The organism is Oleiphilus sp. HI0066 (assembly GCF_001635725.1).
This window is the reverse complement of record NZ_LWFH01001400.1, coordinates 21,198-39,908: the sequence shown is the minus strand read 5'-3', so window position 1 is coordinate 39,908 and position 18,711 is coordinate 21,198. Positions and strand designations below refer to the sequence as shown.

The following is an 18,711-nucleotide window of genomic DNA, read 5'->3' as shown; positions in this document are numbered from 1 at the left end:
TGCGGAAAACGCTCAATCAACTGCAACTCCTTCTCGAGCGTACGCGCTGTTTTACGAACAATATCTAACAATGTTGGCTCAGCCAAATGCATTGAGCAAGATCCTGAAACAAGCACACCATCTTTACTCAACAAACGCATCGCCATCTGATTCAAACGTTGATAAGCGACCTCACCTGCTTTCTGATCTTTTCTGCGAGGAATAAACGCTGGCGGGTCAACAATCACCACATCAAAGCGCTCACCTTCTTCCTTCAACGCTTTGCAGATTTCAAACACGTCACCTTCAATGCTGGAAACAATATCACCAACACCATTTAACTCTGCATTTTTATGCACATAATCCAGAGCAAGCGTTGAGGCATCAACACAGGTCACCTCCTTCGCTCCAAACATTGCAGCTTGAACACCCCAGCCACCAATATAGCTAAACAGATCAAGAACCGTCTTGCCTTTCACATAGTGCGCTAATGCAGCTCTTCCTAGCCGATGATCATAAAAGTATCCGGTCTTTTGCCCTTCAACAACTGGGGCGACAAAACGAACACCATTTTCTCTCAACTCTGCTTCAGTGATATCACCTAAAGCATGCTCAACGTAACTCTCTAGACCCTCGCTCTCTCGCATTTTCCCATCGTTCTTAAAAACAATGGCTCGCGGCTTTAACTTCTTCTCAAGAACTTCAGTAATATCCGCTTTCAACTGTTCCATTCCAGCACTTGAGATCTGCACGACGAGTACGTCTTGAAATCGATCAATCGCAAGCCCTGGCATGCCATCACTATCACCGTACACAAGCCGATAACTCTCATCATCGAAGCGCTTTTCGCGCAAGCTCAACGCAATATTTAAACGATGTGCAAAAAGAGAGCGGTCAAAAATCGCTTTTTTATCTCGACTGAATAAACGGCCGCAAATCAAAGTATTTGGATTTACAAATGCAACACCCAAAAACTGACCCGAGTGCGATTGCACATGGCATTGCTCACCCGCACTGAATTGCTTTAGCGGGCTTTGTTTGACGTCCACCTCGTTACTGTAAATCCAAAGGTGGCCTTGCTTAAGACGCTTTTCAGCGCCTTTTCGTAAAATCATTGTTTGCATGAAAAGTGCCTCTGTTTAGGCGAAAAAAAACGCACACACCTAACATCAGTGTGTGCGTTATTATTTGAAATGTACTTTAGTCTGCCCAGTAGTTGACGTCGAGCTCACGTGCTGCTTTCACATCATCGAGTCGTTTTACTGGTTGCGTGTAAGGTGCATGCTTAACAAGATCAGCATTTTCTTCCGCCTCTTGTTGTATCTCAACCATTGCTTGAACGAAGCCCTCTAATTCTTCGATCGACTCAGTTTCAGTCGGCTCGATTAAGAAACACTCAGGCACCAATAATGGGAAATAAGTGGTCGGCGCATGATAGCCTTTATCCAACAAGCGCTTCGCAAAATCCATAGCATTAACGCCCAAGCCTTTCGCTTGTTCGCTTAAGGTGATAATGAATTCATGCGTTGCACGACGCTCGGGATAAGCAAGCTTGAAACCAGCATCGGACATTAATTTCGCCATGTAATTAGCATTAAGCGTTGAATATTCACCAACACGATGCAAACCATCTCTACCCAGCAATACTGCGTACACATAAGCACGAAGCAAAATTCCAGCATTTCCCATAAAGGCACTCAAACGACCAATACTGTCTGGCAACTCGTCATCATCAATCCAAACGTACTGATCGTCTTTTTTGCCTGCAATCGGTGTTGGTAGGTACGGCAACAAACGTTCACCAACAGCAACAGGGCCAGCACCGGGACCGCCACCACCATGCGGCGTAGCGAAAGTTTTATGCAGGTTCATGTGCAAAACATCAAACCCCATATCTCCAGGGCGAACCTTACCTAAAATAGCATTCAAGTTCGCACCATCGTAATAAAGCAAACCACCTGCTTCATGCACCGTTTTCGAAATCGCTTCGATTTGACGTTCAAACACTCCACAAGTCGATGGGTTGGTCATCATGATCCCTGCGGTTTGAGGACCCACAGCTTCTTTCAAGGCATCAAGATCGACATCACCGTCCGGTAGTACAGGAATCTCACGAACCTTGTAACCACACATAACCGCTGTCGCAGGGTTAGTACCATGCGCCGCTTCAGGAACGATAATTTCCTGACGAGCTGTATCGCCACGTGCATCATGATACGCCTTGATCATCGCAACACCCGCAAACTCGCCCTGCGCTCCCGCCATTGGTGTTAACGAAACGCCTGCCATGCCGGTTACTTCTTTAAGAATCTCTTGCAACTCGTAAATGCAAGAAAGATAGCCTTGGCTGTGCGATTGAGGCGCTAAAGGGTGACGAGCCAGATGCCCCGGCAAACTTGCAGCTTTATGTGCACCGCGAGGATTGTATTTCATCGTACAGGAGCCTAAAGGATAGAACTGCGTATCGATGGAAAAGTTTTTACGCGATAGATTCGTAAAATGACGAACAACTTGCAGTTCAGATGCCTCAGGTAATTTAGCCGCATCTTTACGACGAAATTCTGCAGGAATGCCAGAAAGCTCAGCCTTATTACTTGGCGCTTGAGCGGTCGCTCGACGACCCGGAGAACTCTTTTCAAAAATCAACATTACACAGCCTCCGTTTCTAATAGTGCCTGTTGCATGGCATCGCGATATTTATCTAAATCTGTTTGTGTCTTTGTTTCTGTCGCGCAGAACAAAATAGCGTTGCCAAGCTCTGGGTAATAAGGCGCGAGATCAATCCCACCTAACACTTGCTGGTTCGCCATCGCTGCAAGTACTTGCTCTGCAGACTTATCAAGCAATGCAACACGCTCATGAAAGCTAGCTATTTGCTTAGCCAATGTAACGCCATCTAACTGCTCAATACTTTGAGCCAAACTTTGTGTGTTCGAATGGCTATTCGCGGCAACACGACTTAAACCTTCCGCGCCAAGTAAGGACATATAAATCGTTGCAGCAGTAACCGCCAAACCTTGGTTGGTACAAATATTCGATGTCGCTTTCGATCGTCGAATGTGCTGTTCACGCGCTTGTAGCGTCAAGGCATATCCATCAACACCCTCTGTATCAACTGTTTTACCAATAATACGGCCTGGCATCTGGCGCACGAGTTTATTGGTACAACAAATAAACCCAAAGTAAGGACCACCTGAAGCAAGAGGAACACCTAAAGGCTGACCTTCGCCAACAGCAATATCAGCACCCGTTTCACCCCACTGCCCTGGAGGCGTCAGCACTGCAAGAGCCGTAGGGTTAACAACCGCAATCACCAGCATACCTTGCGCATGCGCCCAATCAGTTAGCGCATCAACCTGCTCCAAACTTCCAAAAAAGTTCGGTTGAGAAATAACAAGCGCGGCATAGTCTTGACCTTCATATTCGGCCAAGGCTGACTGATCCGTCACTAAAGCCTGCGCATCCATTGCTAGCTCATCAAGCATAATTCCTTGATTCTCAACGATGCATTGCGCGGCTTTGCGATATAGAGGATGCGTTGTTTTGGCTACTAGTACTTTCTTACTCTTTGACTTACGATTCGCACGAATCGCCATCAAAACAGCTTCAGCTAATCCAGAAGCACCGTCATACAAAGAAGCATTAGATACATCCATATCTGTCAGTGCCGACATCATCGACTGGTACTCATAAATCAATTGCAACGTACCCTGACTTGCCTCTGCCTGATAAGGCGTATAAGCCGTCATGAATTCACCACGAGTAGTCACATCCCAAACAGCAGCAGGAACATGGTGTTCATAAGCACCCGCACCAATAAAACAAAGCGCTCCGCTATCTTGCTGAGCACGCTCGTTCATACGGCGCATCATTTCCATTTCAGACAAACCAGCTGGAACAGCTAAAGGCTTTGCTCGTAAATGTTCTGGAATTTCATCAAATAACTGATCGATTGATTCAACGCCGATAGTTCCCAGCATTTTCTCTACGTCAGCGTCGGTATGAGGCACAAAAGGCATGCTCGCTCCTACGAAACAAAAAGCCCCCTATTAGTCGGGGCTAAACAACAATACGTATAAAACAAAAAAAGCGCATCAATGCGCTTTTATTTAGATTTAGTGGTCGTCAGCCTCACACACGTCTGCATAAGCATCTGCATCAAGTAAGGCTTCAAGTTCAGACGAGTCAGACAATTTAACTTTGAAGAACCAACCTTCGTCATAAGGCTCGCTATTTACCGTTTCAGGAGCGTCTTCTAAGCTCTCATTAATCGCAATAACTTCACCACTTACTGGTGCAAAGATATCAGAAGCTGCTTTTACAGACTCTACGACACCAGCCTCATCACCCGAGGCTAATTCGTTACCTAACTCAGGTAACTCAACGAAAACAACATCGCCAAGAAGCTCTTGAGCGTGATCTGTAATACCGATCACAGCTGTCTCACCGTCAGCTTCAACACGAACCCACTCGTGGCTCGACAAGTACTTAAGTTCACTTGGAATATTGCTCATACCTATCTCCTTTTCATCAGCGCTTAACCACTGGTGACTTTATATTTTATTTGTAAACACGTTCGCCATTTCTCACGAAAGGCGCTTTAACTATTTTGACTGGGACGCGCTTGTTTCGCATCTCCACATCACATTCTTCTTGAGCTTGAACAGGAACTCGCGCTAACGCGACGGAATAACCTAGCGTTGGGCTAAATGTTCCACTAGTAATCTCACCTTCGAGAGTTTGCCCTTCATGCTCAACCAACACCTTCTGATGCCCGCGCAATACACCGCGAGCTTCAAGTACCAAACCAACTTGTTTGAATTTTAAGCCCTGCTCTTTCTGTGCAACGAGTGCAGACTTACCGATAAAGTCACGATCTTCTGACCAAGCAATCGTCCAGCCCATATTCGCTTCAAGCGGAGACACTTCCTCATCCATATCTGATCCATACAAGTTCATACCAGCTTCTAAGCGAAGTGTATCTCTTGCGCCGAGTCCGCATGGTTTTACACCAGCAGCCTCAAGATCTTTCCAAAACTTTTCCGCTTCAGCTTCAGGAACAATAACTTCTAGGCCATCTTCACCTGTATATCCAGTACGGCAATACATCCACTGGCCGTCTTCCAAACCTTGAAATACATTCAAAGACTCAATCAAAGATGCTGCATCCGCACGCACTTCAGAAACTTTCGCTAAAGCATTTGGCCCTTGAACAGCGACCATAGAGAGCTCTGGACGTTCATTTAATGAGGCATCAAAACCTTGGATTTGCTTTTCCATCCAAGCAAGATCTTTCTCTCTTGTTGCGCAATTCACAACAAGCCGAAAGCCTTCAGGCATACGGTATACGATCAAGTCATCAATCACGCCACCGTTTTCATTAAGCATACCGGTGTATAGCGCTTTACCGACTGACTTTAGCTTAGCAACGTCATTTGCTAGTAAGCGTTGCAGATACGCTTGAGCATCTGCACCAGACAAGTCGACGATAGTCATATGTGACACGTCAAACATGCCTGCGTCTTTGCGGACAAAATGGTGCTCTTGAACCTGAGAGCCATAGTGGATTGGCATATCCCAACCACCAAAATCGACGATCTTTGCGCCTGAATCAAGGTGCGCTTGGTACAAGGATGTTTTATTACCCACTTAACAGCTCCACAAGCTTATTAGTATTGGGCCGCATTTTACCGAAACAAAAGCTAGAAAAACTAGCTTTTAGAAGAAATTCTGTTGAAGAAATGTTCTATGGTGGGTAAGTGTTTTGTGAATGATGTATAAGAATGATCACCACCACGACTTAAATACATTTTAGCACCAAGCAATTTAAGCGCGGCTTCTTGATAATTGAGTGTTTCGTCTTCGCTCTCTGTTAAGAGAAATAACTGCGACAATTTTAAAGACGTCCGATCAACATCTAAAGCAAGTAATTGCTCCATATGCTCAGACTTTACTTCATACTCCACGCCGGTATACATATTTTTATTTATGCCAATGTAATCCGACAACAACTCATACGGCCGCACCGCTGGATTGATCAAAACAGCCGGCAATGCATAGTTAACATGAAGATAAAGACTATAAAACCCTCCCAAACTGCTACCAATCAAACCAGAATACTCGGCAACTTGGAGCTTATTCTCTAGCAAGTCGATTGCTTTGGACGGTTCAGCAGGAAGAGCAGGAATGTCGATTCGGAAAAGATCGTTCTCAGCAAAATAACTACAGGTTTGATTCGCTTTTTCAGAAGCAGGGGAGCTATTAAAACCGTGAAGATATAAAAGTCGCTTAGTAGCCATTACTTTGAAGATCTAGCTCAAACTCAAACTCATTTGCTCGCTTCACTTCCGTTTCGAAGGAACCATCAGAATGTAAAGTCAGCCAACGATACCCTGGAGCCAACTTATCTAAAGCAAAGTCTTCAGACTGCGGTTTAAACTGTATGCATGTTGAAGGAGAAGCCAACCAGCGCTTTCCATCAATACTCTGATCAAATTCCTGATGTATATGCCCCCACAAAACAGCTTTTACTGACTGATCTTTCGAGACCGCATCTAAAAATGCTTCAGGACGATGCAAGCCGATGTTATCGAGCCACTTTGCACCAATAGGAATTGGGTGATGATGCAAACACACCATCGTATTGTTCGCAGAGGAAGAAGCTAAAGAAGTCTCCAGTAAGTTCAGCTCTGAGTCGCTCAACTCACCATGAACATTCCCTGGGGATAAAGAATCTAAAAGAATGATTTCCCAATCACCGACAACCAAGGTTTTCTGGAGCTCTTCGCCCTCGCCGATCACCGATGACATATTTGAACGTGCATCATGGTTACCTGCAAACCAACGAATTGGACAGGTGAAATCAGACAGCATCTCTTTCATCGTTTGGTAGGCTTCGACAGATCCATCTTGAGAAATATCGCCAGTCACGAGAATACAATCTGGCTGCTGACCATCTGCCTTGATGTCATTTAACACGGCATTCAAGCTATCAAAAGTATTGATACCTAACAGGTCTCTACTTCTGTCTGCATTAAGATGGCAATCTGTGATATGCAGCACCTTCACTGCATAGTCCTTCTGGTGCATTGGAGTTCGGCTCTAGTTGTTAATGCTTACACGCTCAGTGCAAATAACGTTTTATTCAATCATTCGACAGTACGATGACAAATTAGTATAGACAAACTAGTCGTTCTGTCTCGTATTGCGCTTTAAGGGTGACAGCTATTTATTGTATTCATTTTTATGCTGTTTCTATGCCCTTAAAGATAAGACGCTATGTTTCACACACAATAAAGTTAAAGCGAACTTGATGGCGCGTCTAGCACGAGCTTCACAGTTTACTCGGGTTAAACGGGTGTGTATCACAAATCCCGTAGCGCAAACAAAAACTCAACCATTCTGATAAAAAACGATTCAGCTGCGTTTTCTCATCCGGCAGATTCATATCTTTATTTGGGTAAGAGTTCACACCAGAAAGTGCTCGATACCCTTTACGACTAATGACCTCCGCAACAGCCGCATCATGATAAAGACGAACCATTAAAGATGGATTATTCAGCCAAGGCCCTGCTGAGGAGACTTGCTCTAGTAAAATTGTGTCGGTGTATTTTGAGGTCTCGATATTTTGAGCATGAACCGTCCCAATAAAATGAGATCCGTTATACAAAGAAATATTTAGCTCATCACCTTCATCAACAAGATGCAGTAATTTCATTAAGCGGCGATAGTTGCTTTCAAACAAAGCATTCAGATGAGAGATATCTGGAACGTATTTTCTAACCACGAACTATTTACCTGACCAATGCTCGTTAACGTCTTGTTTGTTTAACGCCAACCATTGCAAGGCAATGATCGCTGGGGAATTATCAATTTTATTATCTTTGAGCATCTCCATAGCTTTATCAAACCCTATAACATGCACCTTTATGTCTTCACCTTCTTCTTCAAGGCCATGCACACCACCAAGACCTTCGCTATGAACCAAGCCAACAAATAAGTGAATGCGCTCGGTAGAGCCTCCTGGAGACGGATAAAACTCATAGATATGCATCAAATCCAATACATCTGCACCCGCTTCTTCTTGCGCTTCACGCACCACAACATCAGCTGGCAACTCTGATTCTTCGTTGATACCGGCAACAAGCTCAAGCATCCAAGGTGAGTCTGAATGATGAAGTCCACCAATACGAAATTGCTCAACGAGCACAATCGAATCCTTATCTGGGTCATAGAGCAAGACACAACTCGCATCACCACGCACAAAAATTTCACGCGACAACACCGGGCTCTCACCACCCTCAAACAGGCGATGTTTAAAGTGATATCGAATAAGTTTGAAAAAGCCCTCATAACAAGACTCTTCTTGAACCATGCTCCAGTGTTCGTGCGTAAAGTTTGCCATTCGTTACTCTTTAAAAGTTTTTGAAGCAGGCCATCCCATCGAAGGCACCGCAAATAGCGGCGCAAGTGTAAAGTTACGCAAAAATATTGTCCAGAATGCCTAGCAACTGCTACCTTATACTCAGTTACACGTGTTTTTTTGAAATGCATAAGGATTTTGTCTACTCATGATATCAATTAAAAAACTAGTTCTATGTATCGCTATTAGCTGTTTAGCTAGCGTAGGCTCCGCTCTAGCAGACACTTATGACTTAGTAGAGTTATATCAAAGTGCTCTCACCTACGATGCCGACATTGCTGCTGCCGAATCAGCTTACGTAGCAGAGCAAGAACAAGAAAACATAGCATTAGCTAATCTTCTTCCTCAAATCGACGCTGACGCAAGCATTGGTCATACCAATGACGAGATCAAAAAAGGTCCAAACGTATCGGACTCCTATAAAAGTACAACTTACGGCGTGAGCTTAACGCAACCTTTGTTTAACATGCCTCGATGGTACGATCTTTCTGCTTCAGAATATGGATCATCACGCGCAGAAGCTGAGTTCTTAACAGCGCAACAAAATCTCATTCTTAAAGTATCCGAAGCTTATTTTAACGTGCTTCGCGCAGAAGAAGATTTGATTGCTAGCCAAGCCTTAGAAACAGCCGTTAAACGTCAATATGAGCAAGCGAAAGAACAATTTGAGGTTGGATTGATTGCGATCACCGATGTGCACGAGGCAAAAGCATCTTACGACTCATCCCAAACGACACGAATTCGCGCAGAAGGCGCATTGACGATTGCCCGCGAGACGCTGTCACGCATCACTGGCCAATACGCAATAGATCTAAAAACACTTTCAGACACCTACGAAACAACAATTGATCCAACAGATAGTATTGAGTCATGGGTAAATAGCGCTATCGAAAATAACCCTTCTGTAATTGCTGCCCACTTTAACGCCAAGGCATTAGAAATGGGTTACAAATCCAAGCGCGCAGTACATTATCCAACTCTGACTCTCACAGCTGGCTTTGATAACACAAATCTTGATGAGGTGAAATCAGGTATTTTCAATAACAATGTTGAAACAGAAGCGGAAAGAGGTACGGTTTTTATAAATCTGAACCTCCCTATATATGCTGGCGGCGGAACAAGTGCAGCGTCAAAACGTGCTCGCTTACTCTCCGAGCAAGCAATGCATCAACTCACAGCAGCGCAACGCTCGGCTGAAATTGAAACACGCTCAGAGTTCATTAACTTGCGTACAAACTCTCAAACCGTTGACTCTTTGAAACAGAATATTATCTCTCGTGAGAGCGCTCTCGAAGCAACACGTGAAGGCTATAACGTTGGAACACGTAATATTGTTGAAGTACTCGATGCGGAAAGAAATTACTTCACAGCATTGCGTGATTATGCGAGTGCGCGGTTTGATTTCATCATCAGCAGTCTCAAGCTAAAACAAGCTGCCGGTACGCTTCATGAAGAAGATCTCGCTGCGATCAACGAAAGCCTGATCTTGCAAGCTAACTAATCTAGTTCTGGCGCAATTGCATCGACAACCCTAGCGATTGCGCCCTTACCCTTCTCCACCACGTCAAACGCAGCATTTCCTAACTCAGCGGCCATTTTTGGATCCTGAAGTAATCGGCTCAATTGCACCTTCAAATCAGCATCATCCTGCACAACACTTAACGAGCTGGATGCCATGAACTCTCGACATATCATTTCAAAATTAAAATAGTGAGGGCCAATCAGCATAGGCTTACCCAATGCTCCGGGCTCTATCGGATTATGGCCACCAACTTCCGTTAGAGAACCTCCGATAAAAACAATGTCGCTCGCCGCATAAAAACGCATCAACTGCCCCATAACATCTAAGACGTAAACATCCTCATCGGGCAACAAACTTTCTCGCTCACTGTACCTGCCGACACGAAACCCCATCTCATGGGCTAAACGATATGCAGAATCAAAACGCACTGGATGTCGTGGCACCAATATCAATAGCAAATCAGGGTAACGCTGCTTTAATTCCTGATGCACAGCTAGAACCTTGGCATCTTCACCCTCATGCGTGCTCGCCGCGATCCAAATCATTTGCTCAGAATCGAGTCCCTCTCTCAAGATCAGACCTTTTTCGGCGAGTTCTGCGTCAAATTGCATATCGAATTTTAGGCTTCCGGTGACGCGAATACGATCTGGTGAAATACCTAACCGCTCAAACCGTTCGGCATCCGGTTTAAACTGACATAGCACCAGCTGCAAACTATCAAAAAGCCACGAAAGCAGTAGCAAAAAGCGCTTATAACCTCGCGCAGAACGCTCAGATAAGCGAGCATTAGCTAGTACCACAGAACAACCCGCCTTCTGCGCACCATGCAGCATATTCGGCCAAAGCTCAGTTTCCATGATGATTACAAACTTGGGACGAATACGCTTAAGAAACGCACCGACAAACAACGGAAAATCATATGGGGCATATACATGATAAACAGAGTCACCAAATAGCTTACTCACCAATGCAGAGCTCGTAGGCGTCATTGTCGTGACAGTAATACGCTTTGCAGGATAACGAGTTTGCAGCTCTCGAATAATAGGTTCGGCCGCAAGCAACTCTCCGACGGAAACAGCATGAATCCAAAAATCTTGAGCTTGTTCTGGGGCCTTAAAAAAGCCTAAACGCTCCAAGCGACGTGATCGATACTCAGGCGAGCGAATCCCTCGAAGCAATAAGTGCAACAGCACAAAAGGAATGCAGATCGCAATAATAATTGAGTAAACTAACCGGACCATATACAAAGCGCCTCATCGAACAGCTCGCGAGTATACCTTAGTGCGAAAAACTGCCCAATCAATATACGTAATAAAGCGACTGCTTCCATGATTTCAATTTGTTTCGTGACTGACAACAAAACAGGCCACCGCAAACAACTTGAGGCCCTAGAGTGCGCCTTTAAAGAACAAGTTCCAATCGCCACATCATGGATCGATATAAATACAGATCAGCAACCAAGCTCTGAATCAACTTTTGATATTTTGATTGGTGCAGGCCATAGCACGCACAAGGCAGTACTCTCGCTCGCAAAACAGTATCAGGCTTTATCCTGCTCTGTTATGTCACCCTCTCTTCCTCATGGTTTATTTGATGCGATCATCGCACCAAGACATGACAAACTTAAAAATAGTGAGCGCGTACTCACTACAAAAGGGCCGTTAATCAAGAAATCCGCAATTGCATCGGACACAAGATCAGAAGGTCTGATTTTATTAGGCGGACAATCCAAACACTTCATTTGGGATGAAGAAAAAATCATCAAGCAGATTACGACTATCTCACAAGACGACTCATTACCATGGTCAGTCTCTTGTTCTCGACGCACTCCTGTTAGCACTGCTCAGGCTATTCAACAACAGCTAAGTCATATCAAAATCATTGAGGCAACAGCTGACATTGAACCAATACTGGCAAGCGCCAAATCGATTTGGGTCAGCCCCGATAGCATAAATATGATGTATGAGACTCTCAATACTCAAGAGCCTGTGGGCGTGCTTCATTTGAAATCCAAACGACGAATATTGAGACGTAACAAGGTTCTCAACGAACTAAAAACACTCGAGCAAGAAAATCTCATCTTTCGATATATTGAAGACAAAGCGCCTGCACCCTCTCACAACTCAAAACACCAAAGTTCACACGCACCAAGCTCAGAAGCACAGAGCGCGATCATCAACGAAGCTGAACGCGCCGTACACTGGCTTTTAAAAAAAGTGGAACAAAGAAAAGCCGCGCCGCATGTTGCGCAAATTCTTCCGGCATTACACGGCGGAGGTGTAGAACGCGGAACGATAGAGCTGGCTGAACATTTGTCCTCAAATCACATCAAGTCGAGCGTCATTTCATCCGGCGGAAAGCTGACTAAGGAACTGAATCTGTTCAATGTCAGACACCATACTCTGCCCGTTCACAGCAAGAATCCTGTCCGCATCATACTCAATGCTTTCGCAATGGTGCGATTAATCAAAGAACACGGCATAAACTTGTTACATGTTCGCTCTAGGGCCCCAGCGTGGAGCACCCTATTGGCGTCTAAGCTGAGCGGCGTACCCTACGTTGCGACTTTCCATGGAGTCTATGGACATCAACCCGCTGCAAAGCGTTTCTATAACTCCGCAATGCTACGTGGAGTCAGAACAATCGCAGTTTCTCAGTTTGTTGAAAGGCATATACAAAGCACCTATCCAGCACTTGCCAATCACATTGTGACGATTAATCGCGGGGTTGATACGCATTTTTTTAAACCTGCTCAAGAACAAAGCCAACCAAAAGAAAAAGAAGTATTTACTCTCTTGATGCCTGCGAGATTTACCCGATTAAAAGGACATGCATTTGTCTTAAAAGCACTTGAACAATTTAATAACACACGAGTCGAGCTAATTTTTATTGGTGACAAAACAGGAAAGGATGATTACTACAAAGAGATTCAGAAGCTGTCTGAAAGCTCTTGTCATACCGTGCGTTTTGTAGAGCATCAGAAAAATCTGCAGCCGTTTTATGAAAACGCGGATGTTGTACTGTCCGCTACGACCAAACCAGAATCATTTGGGCGAACCATCATAGAAGCACAAGCGATGAAAACATTCGTTCTAGCGCCTGATCACGGAACAAGTAGAGACATCATTGCTCCAGAGCTAATTCCGTACGCATTATATAAAGCGCAAAATGAGTCATCTTTCATTGCTGCGCTACAAAAAATTTACACTCTCTCAACTGACAAACGAAGTCTTGTAGGAGACAATGCTCACGCATTCGTTCAAACGCACTTTGAAAAAAGCCAAACCACACAAAAAACATTGCAACTTTATAAAGAGCTTTGGCAAAAATCCGCTATGGTTAGCAAGCTTTAAATCGATAAATGACGTACATGCTGAAAAACACCTTCATTAAAGTTAATCATGGAATTTTCCATGAACAAAAAACCGAATACTTTGACCCTAAGTATTGGCAAAGTATTCATGCAGTTGAAGGTCATGAATCTGGCAGAGGAACAACCTGGTTTGTGCGCCATAACGAGTATGCACTTGTGTTGCGTCACTATTATCGAGGCGGGCTAATTAGCCGCTTTAATCGTGATCACTATTTATTCTTTTCGTTTGATAAAACACGATCTATCAAAGAGTTCCGAATACTACAGAAACTCCATGATGCAGGACTACCCGTTCCAGAGCCTGCGGGCGCGCGCGTTATTAAAAGAGGACGTCACTATACGGCAGACCTTCTCACGAAACGCATCGACACAGCAGAAGACCTTCTCAAAGTACTGCAAGAACCTGCAAGCAACCAACTTATTAAAGACTTGGCCTATTGCATTGCAGACCTGCACAAGCATGGCGTCTTCCACCCCGACCTAAATATTCAGAACATTCTGGTAGATGCTCAGAAAAAGGTTTGGGTCATCGACTTTGATCAAGCTAAAATCTTTAAACTGAAAGAACGACACCGAATGCGCATGATCGAACGTCTAGAGCGCAGCTTCATCAAAGAACATGTTCGACATGGAATTATTTGGACCGAAGCAAACTGGACCCAGTTTATGGAGCACTACGAGTACGCTCACTCACGCCAATAATCGGCAATCCAAGGACAAGGCTTTAAACCCTTCCACCAGCGTTTTAATGCAGGTAATGACTTCCCCCAATCACCTTTAATCGCATCCGGCGGGTTTGGCCGACCATGAAACACAATGACCTTGGCCCCCTCGGGTTTATCATAGGGCTTGCTCGTAAAACGACGCCAATCACTATGCATCACATGTTTTTTAAAGCTCACGCAATAACTTGGGTCAAAGTAAGCGCCATTAACGCACAAACGCTCCGCAATAAACGCTTGCTCAGTTACGTAAGTCTTCAATATCGTCTCAGAATCAGACAAGTACTCGTCTAATACAGGTTTGGCAAAGTCACTGTCATAACGCATTAAAGACGCCTGACCATTACCAGGTTGATACCAATTTTCTAGCATCAAAAAAGGCGCATCACCCTCAAAGAGCTCATCAATGGCACTCAATATAACAAGGTCTAAATCTAAGAATAAAATACGGCCGTTTAGGCCCAACTTACCCGCATCAAACAAGGCTAATTTGCGCCATGCTGAGCAGTATCTCGCATACTTCCATTCAGGTTCTGGAAAATCTGGCAAAGGCTGGCAATCAACTTCGGATCGAATGCCGGTCGAATTATCCGTTAGACAAACAAAGCGAAAATCGCCCTGTAGATTACGCCTAATCATTGCGTAGAGATTGTTGACGTATTGAGGGCCGTACATCTCACCCCACTTCAAACAGACAATTGTTCGTTGCATACGCGAGCTATCCGTAGGTATGTCGACTTCCCTTTCGTGCGTCTTTGAAACGCTTATATTCCCATTGATATTGTTCGGGTCTATCACGCACACAGGTCTCTACTGTTCGATTCATAGCAGCAACCGAGGTATATAAGTCATCACTATAAATATCCGGATCTGCCTTTCTAAAGATCAAGTCAAATCCCGTACCGTCCTCACGGCGCATCGCAACCAGACTTAATACCAAGCAATCTGTCTTTTCGATCAAACGCGACACCAGCTTGACAGAATTCGCTTCGACCCCCATGAATGGTGCGAAAATACCGCCGCTGCCTTGAGGAACCTGATCAGGTAATACACCAACCATTCCTTGCTCACGCAAAATCGAGAACAAACGAATCACCCCACGTTTCGTGGTGGGCACTAACTCTGAGCCATGACGACCACGCACTTTAGACATGTAGTCTTCTAAAGGCTTTATTTTAGGGGGGCGATATAAGGCAGCCATGGGGCGTAATGTAGATAAATACAAACCAACCAATTCCCAATTGCCATGGTGCGGCGCAAGAACGATCAACCCTTTGTTTTGCTCTGACGCCATATCGAATAACTCTTTGCCCCGAACAGACTTAACTAAACCTAGCGCTTTCTCTGTAGGCCATTCCCACATTGCGCCAAACTCAGCAAAAAGCTTTGCGGTTTCTGTTAAGCTAGCTTTGATGAGTGCTTGTTGCTGTTCTTGTTCTAAGTCTGGGAATGCAAGCTCTACATTGACTTTAGTCACCCGCGTAAGACTAGAGTCACCGAGCCACAACGCTCGTCCAATGACACGCCCAAGCTTTTGCGTTGATGAGTAAGACAGTAACGACAGCAACTTCAAAATGCGCGTCACTAACCAAGCGATGAGTTTATCTTTCATATAATTGAGAAACAGACAGATAGAAACAAGAAATTGGCTGTGCAGTTTAGAGCATATACCATTGAATTACAGCCTATAGTCAACGCAACCGTGATAATTCGAATTTCTTTATGAGTCAAACACGCATTCTCTTACTCTGCCTATCAAAGCCTAATCAAAACGGTTTGTTACAAGGTGGCATGGAGCAGCAAATACTCAAGTTGATCGCATACTTCAATTCGCATAATGATTCGATCCTCAGTCTTGTTGCGCACCAAGCATTGTGTGAACAAGTGCCCCAACAAACCTTCTCTGTTGACAGCACGCTTTCACGCAAAAACCCCCAACTTTCTCAATCCGTACAAGAAGCCATTGACGCTTTCAAACCCGATATCATTCACTGTCATGGATTAAAGTCTGTCGAACTGATCAATGCCTTAAGGCTCTCTAGAAGCATCAAAAAACTTGTCACTATCCACGGTTTCAAAGAAAACTATCCTTCAGTGAAACACGTTGATGCAGTGATCGCAGTTAGTCGTGACATTCAAACACAACTACAAAAACAAGCCGTCACCAGCACCTGCATTGAGAATGGCATAGATCTTTTTAGCGGGGATTCAGGCATCTTGCGGGCCGAACTAATAGCCAATTATGATTTGACCCCTGATTGGCCAATACTGATTTGCATTGGAAGGCTTGCAAAGGTCAAAGCATATTCAAACGTGATGAAAGCCTGCCAGACTTTGCCCGTTAATCTAATCATTGTTGGCGATGGCCCAGAAAAAAAAGCGTTAAAAGAATACGAGTCAGAACATATTAAGCTTATCGGCCACCAACATAACGCGCGACGATTTCTCTACGGAGCCGATGCACTTGTTATTAACTCGACCCGGGAGGGATTGAGTTTAAGCATGATCGAAGCGCTGCAAGCAGATACACCCGTACTATCAACTAAAGTATCAGGCGCAGCCTCACTGCTTCCGAACGAAGCAATTATTCAAGCGAACTCGGTGGAAGAGTTACGCAGTGAAATCTCTGCAAAACTTGGCAATAGTCATAAGGTCAGGCGATTAGCGAGTATGGAAAACGATGCATTTGAGTATGCAAAAACACAACTCACGAGCACGCGCATGCTAAACGCATATCAAGACAAGTACGCCTCTCTAACAGAGACTCAAGCTCAGTTTCTGTTTTTAGGCGACTGCAATACCTGTGGTACAGAGCAACTCAAGGCACCAGTATATGCCGACATAGTTGGGCGCCACTTTGAGCGTTCAATACAGAATTGCGGACTGACCATGTCTACTACGCGTGAAGCGCTCGAGTTTTTCAAAGACTACGAACACCCGAAGATCGAAATTATTTTCATTCAATATGGCCTTGTCGATAGCTGGCTGACAATCAAAGCCGCGCCTTATGTGCTGTATTACCCTGACTCATCCACTCGTAGATTTCTTCGACGCTGGGTAAAAAAATGGAAGAAATACGGTCGAAAAATAGGGATAGGCAAACTATTTGGCATGCAAAACCAAGTTCCTTTGAACGAATACAAAGAAAATATAGAAACCATCATCAATAAAACGCAGTCCTCCGTGGTGTTGATCGAAACAGCCCCCAATCACGATAAATCTCGCAACCAAGCGATTAAAGCTTATAATGTCGCTCTCGCCGAACTGGCTCAAAAACACAGCAAGACCTCTCTCATAAAATGCTACGACGTATTTGAACGCAATATGCAAACACACTACGACGACCCAACGCATTTTTCAGCAGAGGGGCATCAATTACTTGCAGAACAAATCTTGAAAGAAATGGATAAAACAACAGCATGACAACGCCAACGCGCAAAGCACTTTTACTCGATAGAGATGGCGTTATTAACGTGAACCATGGCTACGTGCATCGCCAAGAAGACTGCGATTTTGTTGATGGCATTTTCGATCTTTGCAAAGAGGCGCAACGAAAAAGCTATGCCATTATTATCGTGACAAATCAGAGCGGCATCGCACGCAAATACTACGACGAAGCGACGTTCCAATCTTTTACACATTGGATAGAATCCATGTTTTCTAAGCAGGGAATTCGCGTTCAGCATACTTATCACTGCCCGCATCATCCAAAGTTTTCTCAACCTTGTACATGCAGAAAACCAAGACCAGGCATGATCACAAAAGCAACGCGCGACTTCAAATTACGATTGGCTGAAAGCATTTTGGTTGGCGATAGCAGCTCTGATGTCTCAGTAGCTCGTACTGCCGGCGTCGGCAAAGCCGTCTTATTCAAAGATCCAAATGTGCACAGCGCGCACCGAAGCCGCATATTCCCAGAGCTTTATTTGGAAAAATCTAAACGATTTTACAAGACACGAAGCCTTAGCAGCGTCACAAGACTGTTGTAAACTACGCCCCAAGAAAATACTCGCGAACTAATTGGATAATCATATGAGTCAACGCATCAAAGCGCATATTGAACGCAGCATCGAAGCAAAAACACGTATTTCAAATGATGCTGCCATCCTCGAGCAGCTAGAAACCTCCATTCAACTTTGTGTTGAAGCGATACGTGCAGGTAAAAAAGTACTGTTTATTGGTAACGGAGGAAGCGCCTCGGATGCTCAACATCTTGCTGCTGAACTCGTTGGCCGCTATCGCTTTGATCGTGAATCATTGCCAGCCATCGCACTAACCACTGACACCTCAGCCTTAACCGCGATCGGTAATGACTATGGCTATGACGAAGTCTTTGCAAGACAACTATCAGGACTTGGTCAAGCAGGCGATGTACTTGTCGCTATCTCAACATCTGGTAACTCTGGAAACGTAATCAAGGCCATCGATGTAGCGCGTAAAAAAGGCATCAAAGTGATTGGTATGAGTGGCGAAAAAGGCCAGCTTAAGGAAATATCGGACACTTGCTTAGCGGTTCCTGCGCCGCTTACTGCAACAATCCAAGAAGCACACATTATGTTAGGTCATATTCTTTGCGATGGAATTGAACAAGCGCTATGCCCAGAGCTTCCCAAGGATTGAGAACGCTGGACGCTCATAGATCGGGGTCAGAGTAAAAGTACTCTGACCCCAATATTACTAAACCAATGTACTA

At 44.6% G+C, this 18,711-nt stretch carries 18 protein-coding genes; 6 read left to right on the top strand and 12 right to left on the bottom strand.

Features of this window, described 5'->3' with window-relative positions:
- The 9 genes from A3738_RS21235 to A3738_RS21195 all read right to left on the bottom strand — a co-directional run.
- Positions 1-1,103: class I SAM-dependent rRNA methyltransferase (locus A3738_RS21235; protein ID WP_068763838.1), on the bottom strand; the 1,103-nt coding region annotated here is incomplete at its 3' end.
- A 76-nt stretch (positions 1,104-1,179) separates the two neighbouring features.
- Positions 1,180-2,628: an aminomethyl-transferring glycine dehydrogenase subunit GcvPB gene (gcvPB, locus tag A3738_RS21230; protein WP_068475327.1), complete on the bottom strand. Its 1,449-nt coding sequence runs from the start codon at positions 2,626-2,628 to the stop codon at positions 1,180-1,182.
- Positions 2,628-3,998, bottom strand: a complete 1,371-nt coding sequence (gcvPA, locus tag A3738_RS21225) for an aminomethyl-transferring glycine dehydrogenase subunit GcvPA (RefSeq protein WP_068475325.1) — start codon at positions 3,996-3,998, stop codon at positions 2,628-2,630. Before gcvPA ends, gcvPB begins: the two co-directional genes overlap by 1 nt.
- A 96-nt stretch (positions 3,999-4,094) precedes the next feature.
- Positions 4,095-4,493, bottom strand: a complete 399-nt coding sequence (gene gcvH / locus A3738_RS21220; RefSeq protein ID WP_068475323.1) for a glycine cleavage system protein GcvH — start codon at positions 4,491-4,493, stop codon at positions 4,095-4,097.
- 46 nt (positions 4,494-4,539) lie between these two features.
- Positions 4,540-5,628 (bottom strand): glycine cleavage system aminomethyltransferase GcvT, encoded by a 1,089-nt coding sequence (gene gcvT, locus A3738_RS21215; RefSeq protein WP_068475321.1) that lies wholly within the window; start codon positions 5,626-5,628, stop codon positions 4,540-4,542.
- A gap of 62 nt (positions 5,629-5,690) precedes the next feature.
- On the bottom strand, positions 5,691-6,278 hold the full coding sequence (locus tag A3738_RS21210; RefSeq protein ID WP_068475320.1) for a YqiA/YcfP family alpha/beta fold hydrolase: 588 nt from the start codon (positions 6,276-6,278) through the stop codon (positions 5,691-5,693).
- Complete coding sequence (cpdA, locus tag A3738_RS21205) at positions 6,268-7,068, bottom strand: 3',5'-cyclic-AMP phosphodiesterase (RefSeq protein ID WP_068475317.1); 801 nt, start codon at positions 7,066-7,068, stop codon at positions 6,268-6,270. The genes A3738_RS21210 and cpdA overlap by 11 nt, the downstream gene beginning before the upstream one ends.
- Positions 7,069-7,312: 244 nt before the next feature.
- The gene (locus tag A3738_RS21200; protein WP_068475315.1) at positions 7,313-7,765 is read right to left on the bottom strand and encodes a DUF1249 domain-containing protein; all 453 of its coding nucleotides are present in this window, start codon (positions 7,763-7,765) and stop codon (positions 7,313-7,315) included.
- 3 nt (positions 7,766-7,768) lie between these two features.
- Positions 7,769-8,383 (bottom strand): NUDIX domain-containing protein, encoded by a 615-nt coding sequence (locus A3738_RS21195; RefSeq protein ID WP_068475313.1) that lies wholly within the window; start codon positions 8,381-8,383, stop codon positions 7,769-7,771.
- A gap of 166 nt (positions 8,384-8,549) precedes the next feature.
- Between A3738_RS21195 and A3738_RS21190 the strand changes: the two genes are divergently transcribed.
- Positions 8,550-9,902, top strand: coding sequence for a TolC family outer membrane protein (locus A3738_RS21190; protein ID WP_068475311.1), 1,353 nt, complete (start codon positions 8,550-8,552; stop codon positions 9,900-9,902).
- Here A3738_RS21190 and waaA read toward each other — a convergent pair.
- A complete protein-coding gene (gene waaA, locus A3738_RS21185; protein ID WP_068475309.1) occupies positions 9,899-11,164 on the bottom strand; it encodes a lipid IV(A) 3-deoxy-D-manno-octulosonic acid transferase in 1,266 nt (421 codons plus the stop codon). The two genes, A3738_RS21190 and waaA, sit on opposite strands and share 4 nt — an antisense overlap.
- Before the next feature lie 87 nt (positions 11,165-11,251).
- Between waaA and A3738_RS21180 the strand changes: the two genes are divergently transcribed.
- Positions 11,252-13,276 carry an ELM1/GtrOC1 family putative glycosyltransferase gene (locus A3738_RS21180; RefSeq protein WP_068475307.1) on the top strand — a complete coding sequence of 675 codons (2,025 nt, stop codon included), beginning with the start codon at positions 11,252-11,254 and terminating at the stop codon, positions 13,274-13,276.
- Positions 13,277-13,293: 17 nt separating this feature from the next.
- The gene (locus A3738_RS21175; RefSeq protein ID WP_197472354.1) at positions 13,294-13,998 is read left to right on the top strand and encodes a 3-deoxy-D-manno-octulosonic acid kinase; all 705 of its coding nucleotides are present in this window, start codon (positions 13,294-13,296) and stop codon (positions 13,996-13,998) included.
- Here A3738_RS21175 and A3738_RS21170 read toward each other — a convergent pair.
- Positions 13,983-14,729 (bottom strand): hypothetical protein, encoded by a 747-nt coding sequence (locus A3738_RS21170; protein WP_082869027.1) that lies wholly within the window; start codon positions 14,727-14,729, stop codon positions 13,983-13,985. The genes A3738_RS21175 and A3738_RS21170 overlap by 16 nt on opposite strands.
- A 7-nt stretch (positions 14,730-14,736) precedes the next feature.
- Positions 14,737-15,630: a lysophospholipid acyltransferase family protein gene (locus A3738_RS21165; RefSeq protein WP_068475303.1), complete on the bottom strand. Its 894-nt coding sequence runs from the start codon at positions 15,628-15,630 to the stop codon at positions 14,737-14,739.
- 110 nt (positions 15,631-15,740) lie between these two features.
- Between A3738_RS21165 and A3738_RS29525 the strand changes: the two genes are divergently transcribed.
- The 3 genes from A3738_RS29525 to A3738_RS21150 are packed head-to-tail and all read left to right on the top strand — an operon-like array spanning position 15,741 to position 18,638.
- Entirely contained in the window at positions 15,741-17,441 is a 1,701-nt protein-coding gene (locus A3738_RS29525) for a glycosyltransferase (protein WP_082878444.1), read from the top strand.
- Positions 17,438-18,007 carry a D-glycero-beta-D-manno-heptose 1,7-bisphosphate 7-phosphatase gene (locus tag A3738_RS21155; protein ID WP_068475301.1) on the top strand — a complete coding sequence of 190 codons (570 nt, stop codon included), beginning with the start codon at positions 17,438-17,440 and terminating at the stop codon, positions 18,005-18,007. Before A3738_RS29525 ends, A3738_RS21155 begins: the two co-directional genes overlap by 4 nt.
- Before the next feature lie 43 nt (positions 18,008-18,050).
- Positions 18,051-18,638 carry an SIS domain-containing protein gene (locus A3738_RS21150; protein ID WP_068475299.1) on the top strand — a complete coding sequence of 196 codons (588 nt, stop codon included), beginning with the start codon at positions 18,051-18,053 and terminating at the stop codon, positions 18,636-18,638.
- Positions 18,639-18,711: the final 73 nt, after the last annotated feature.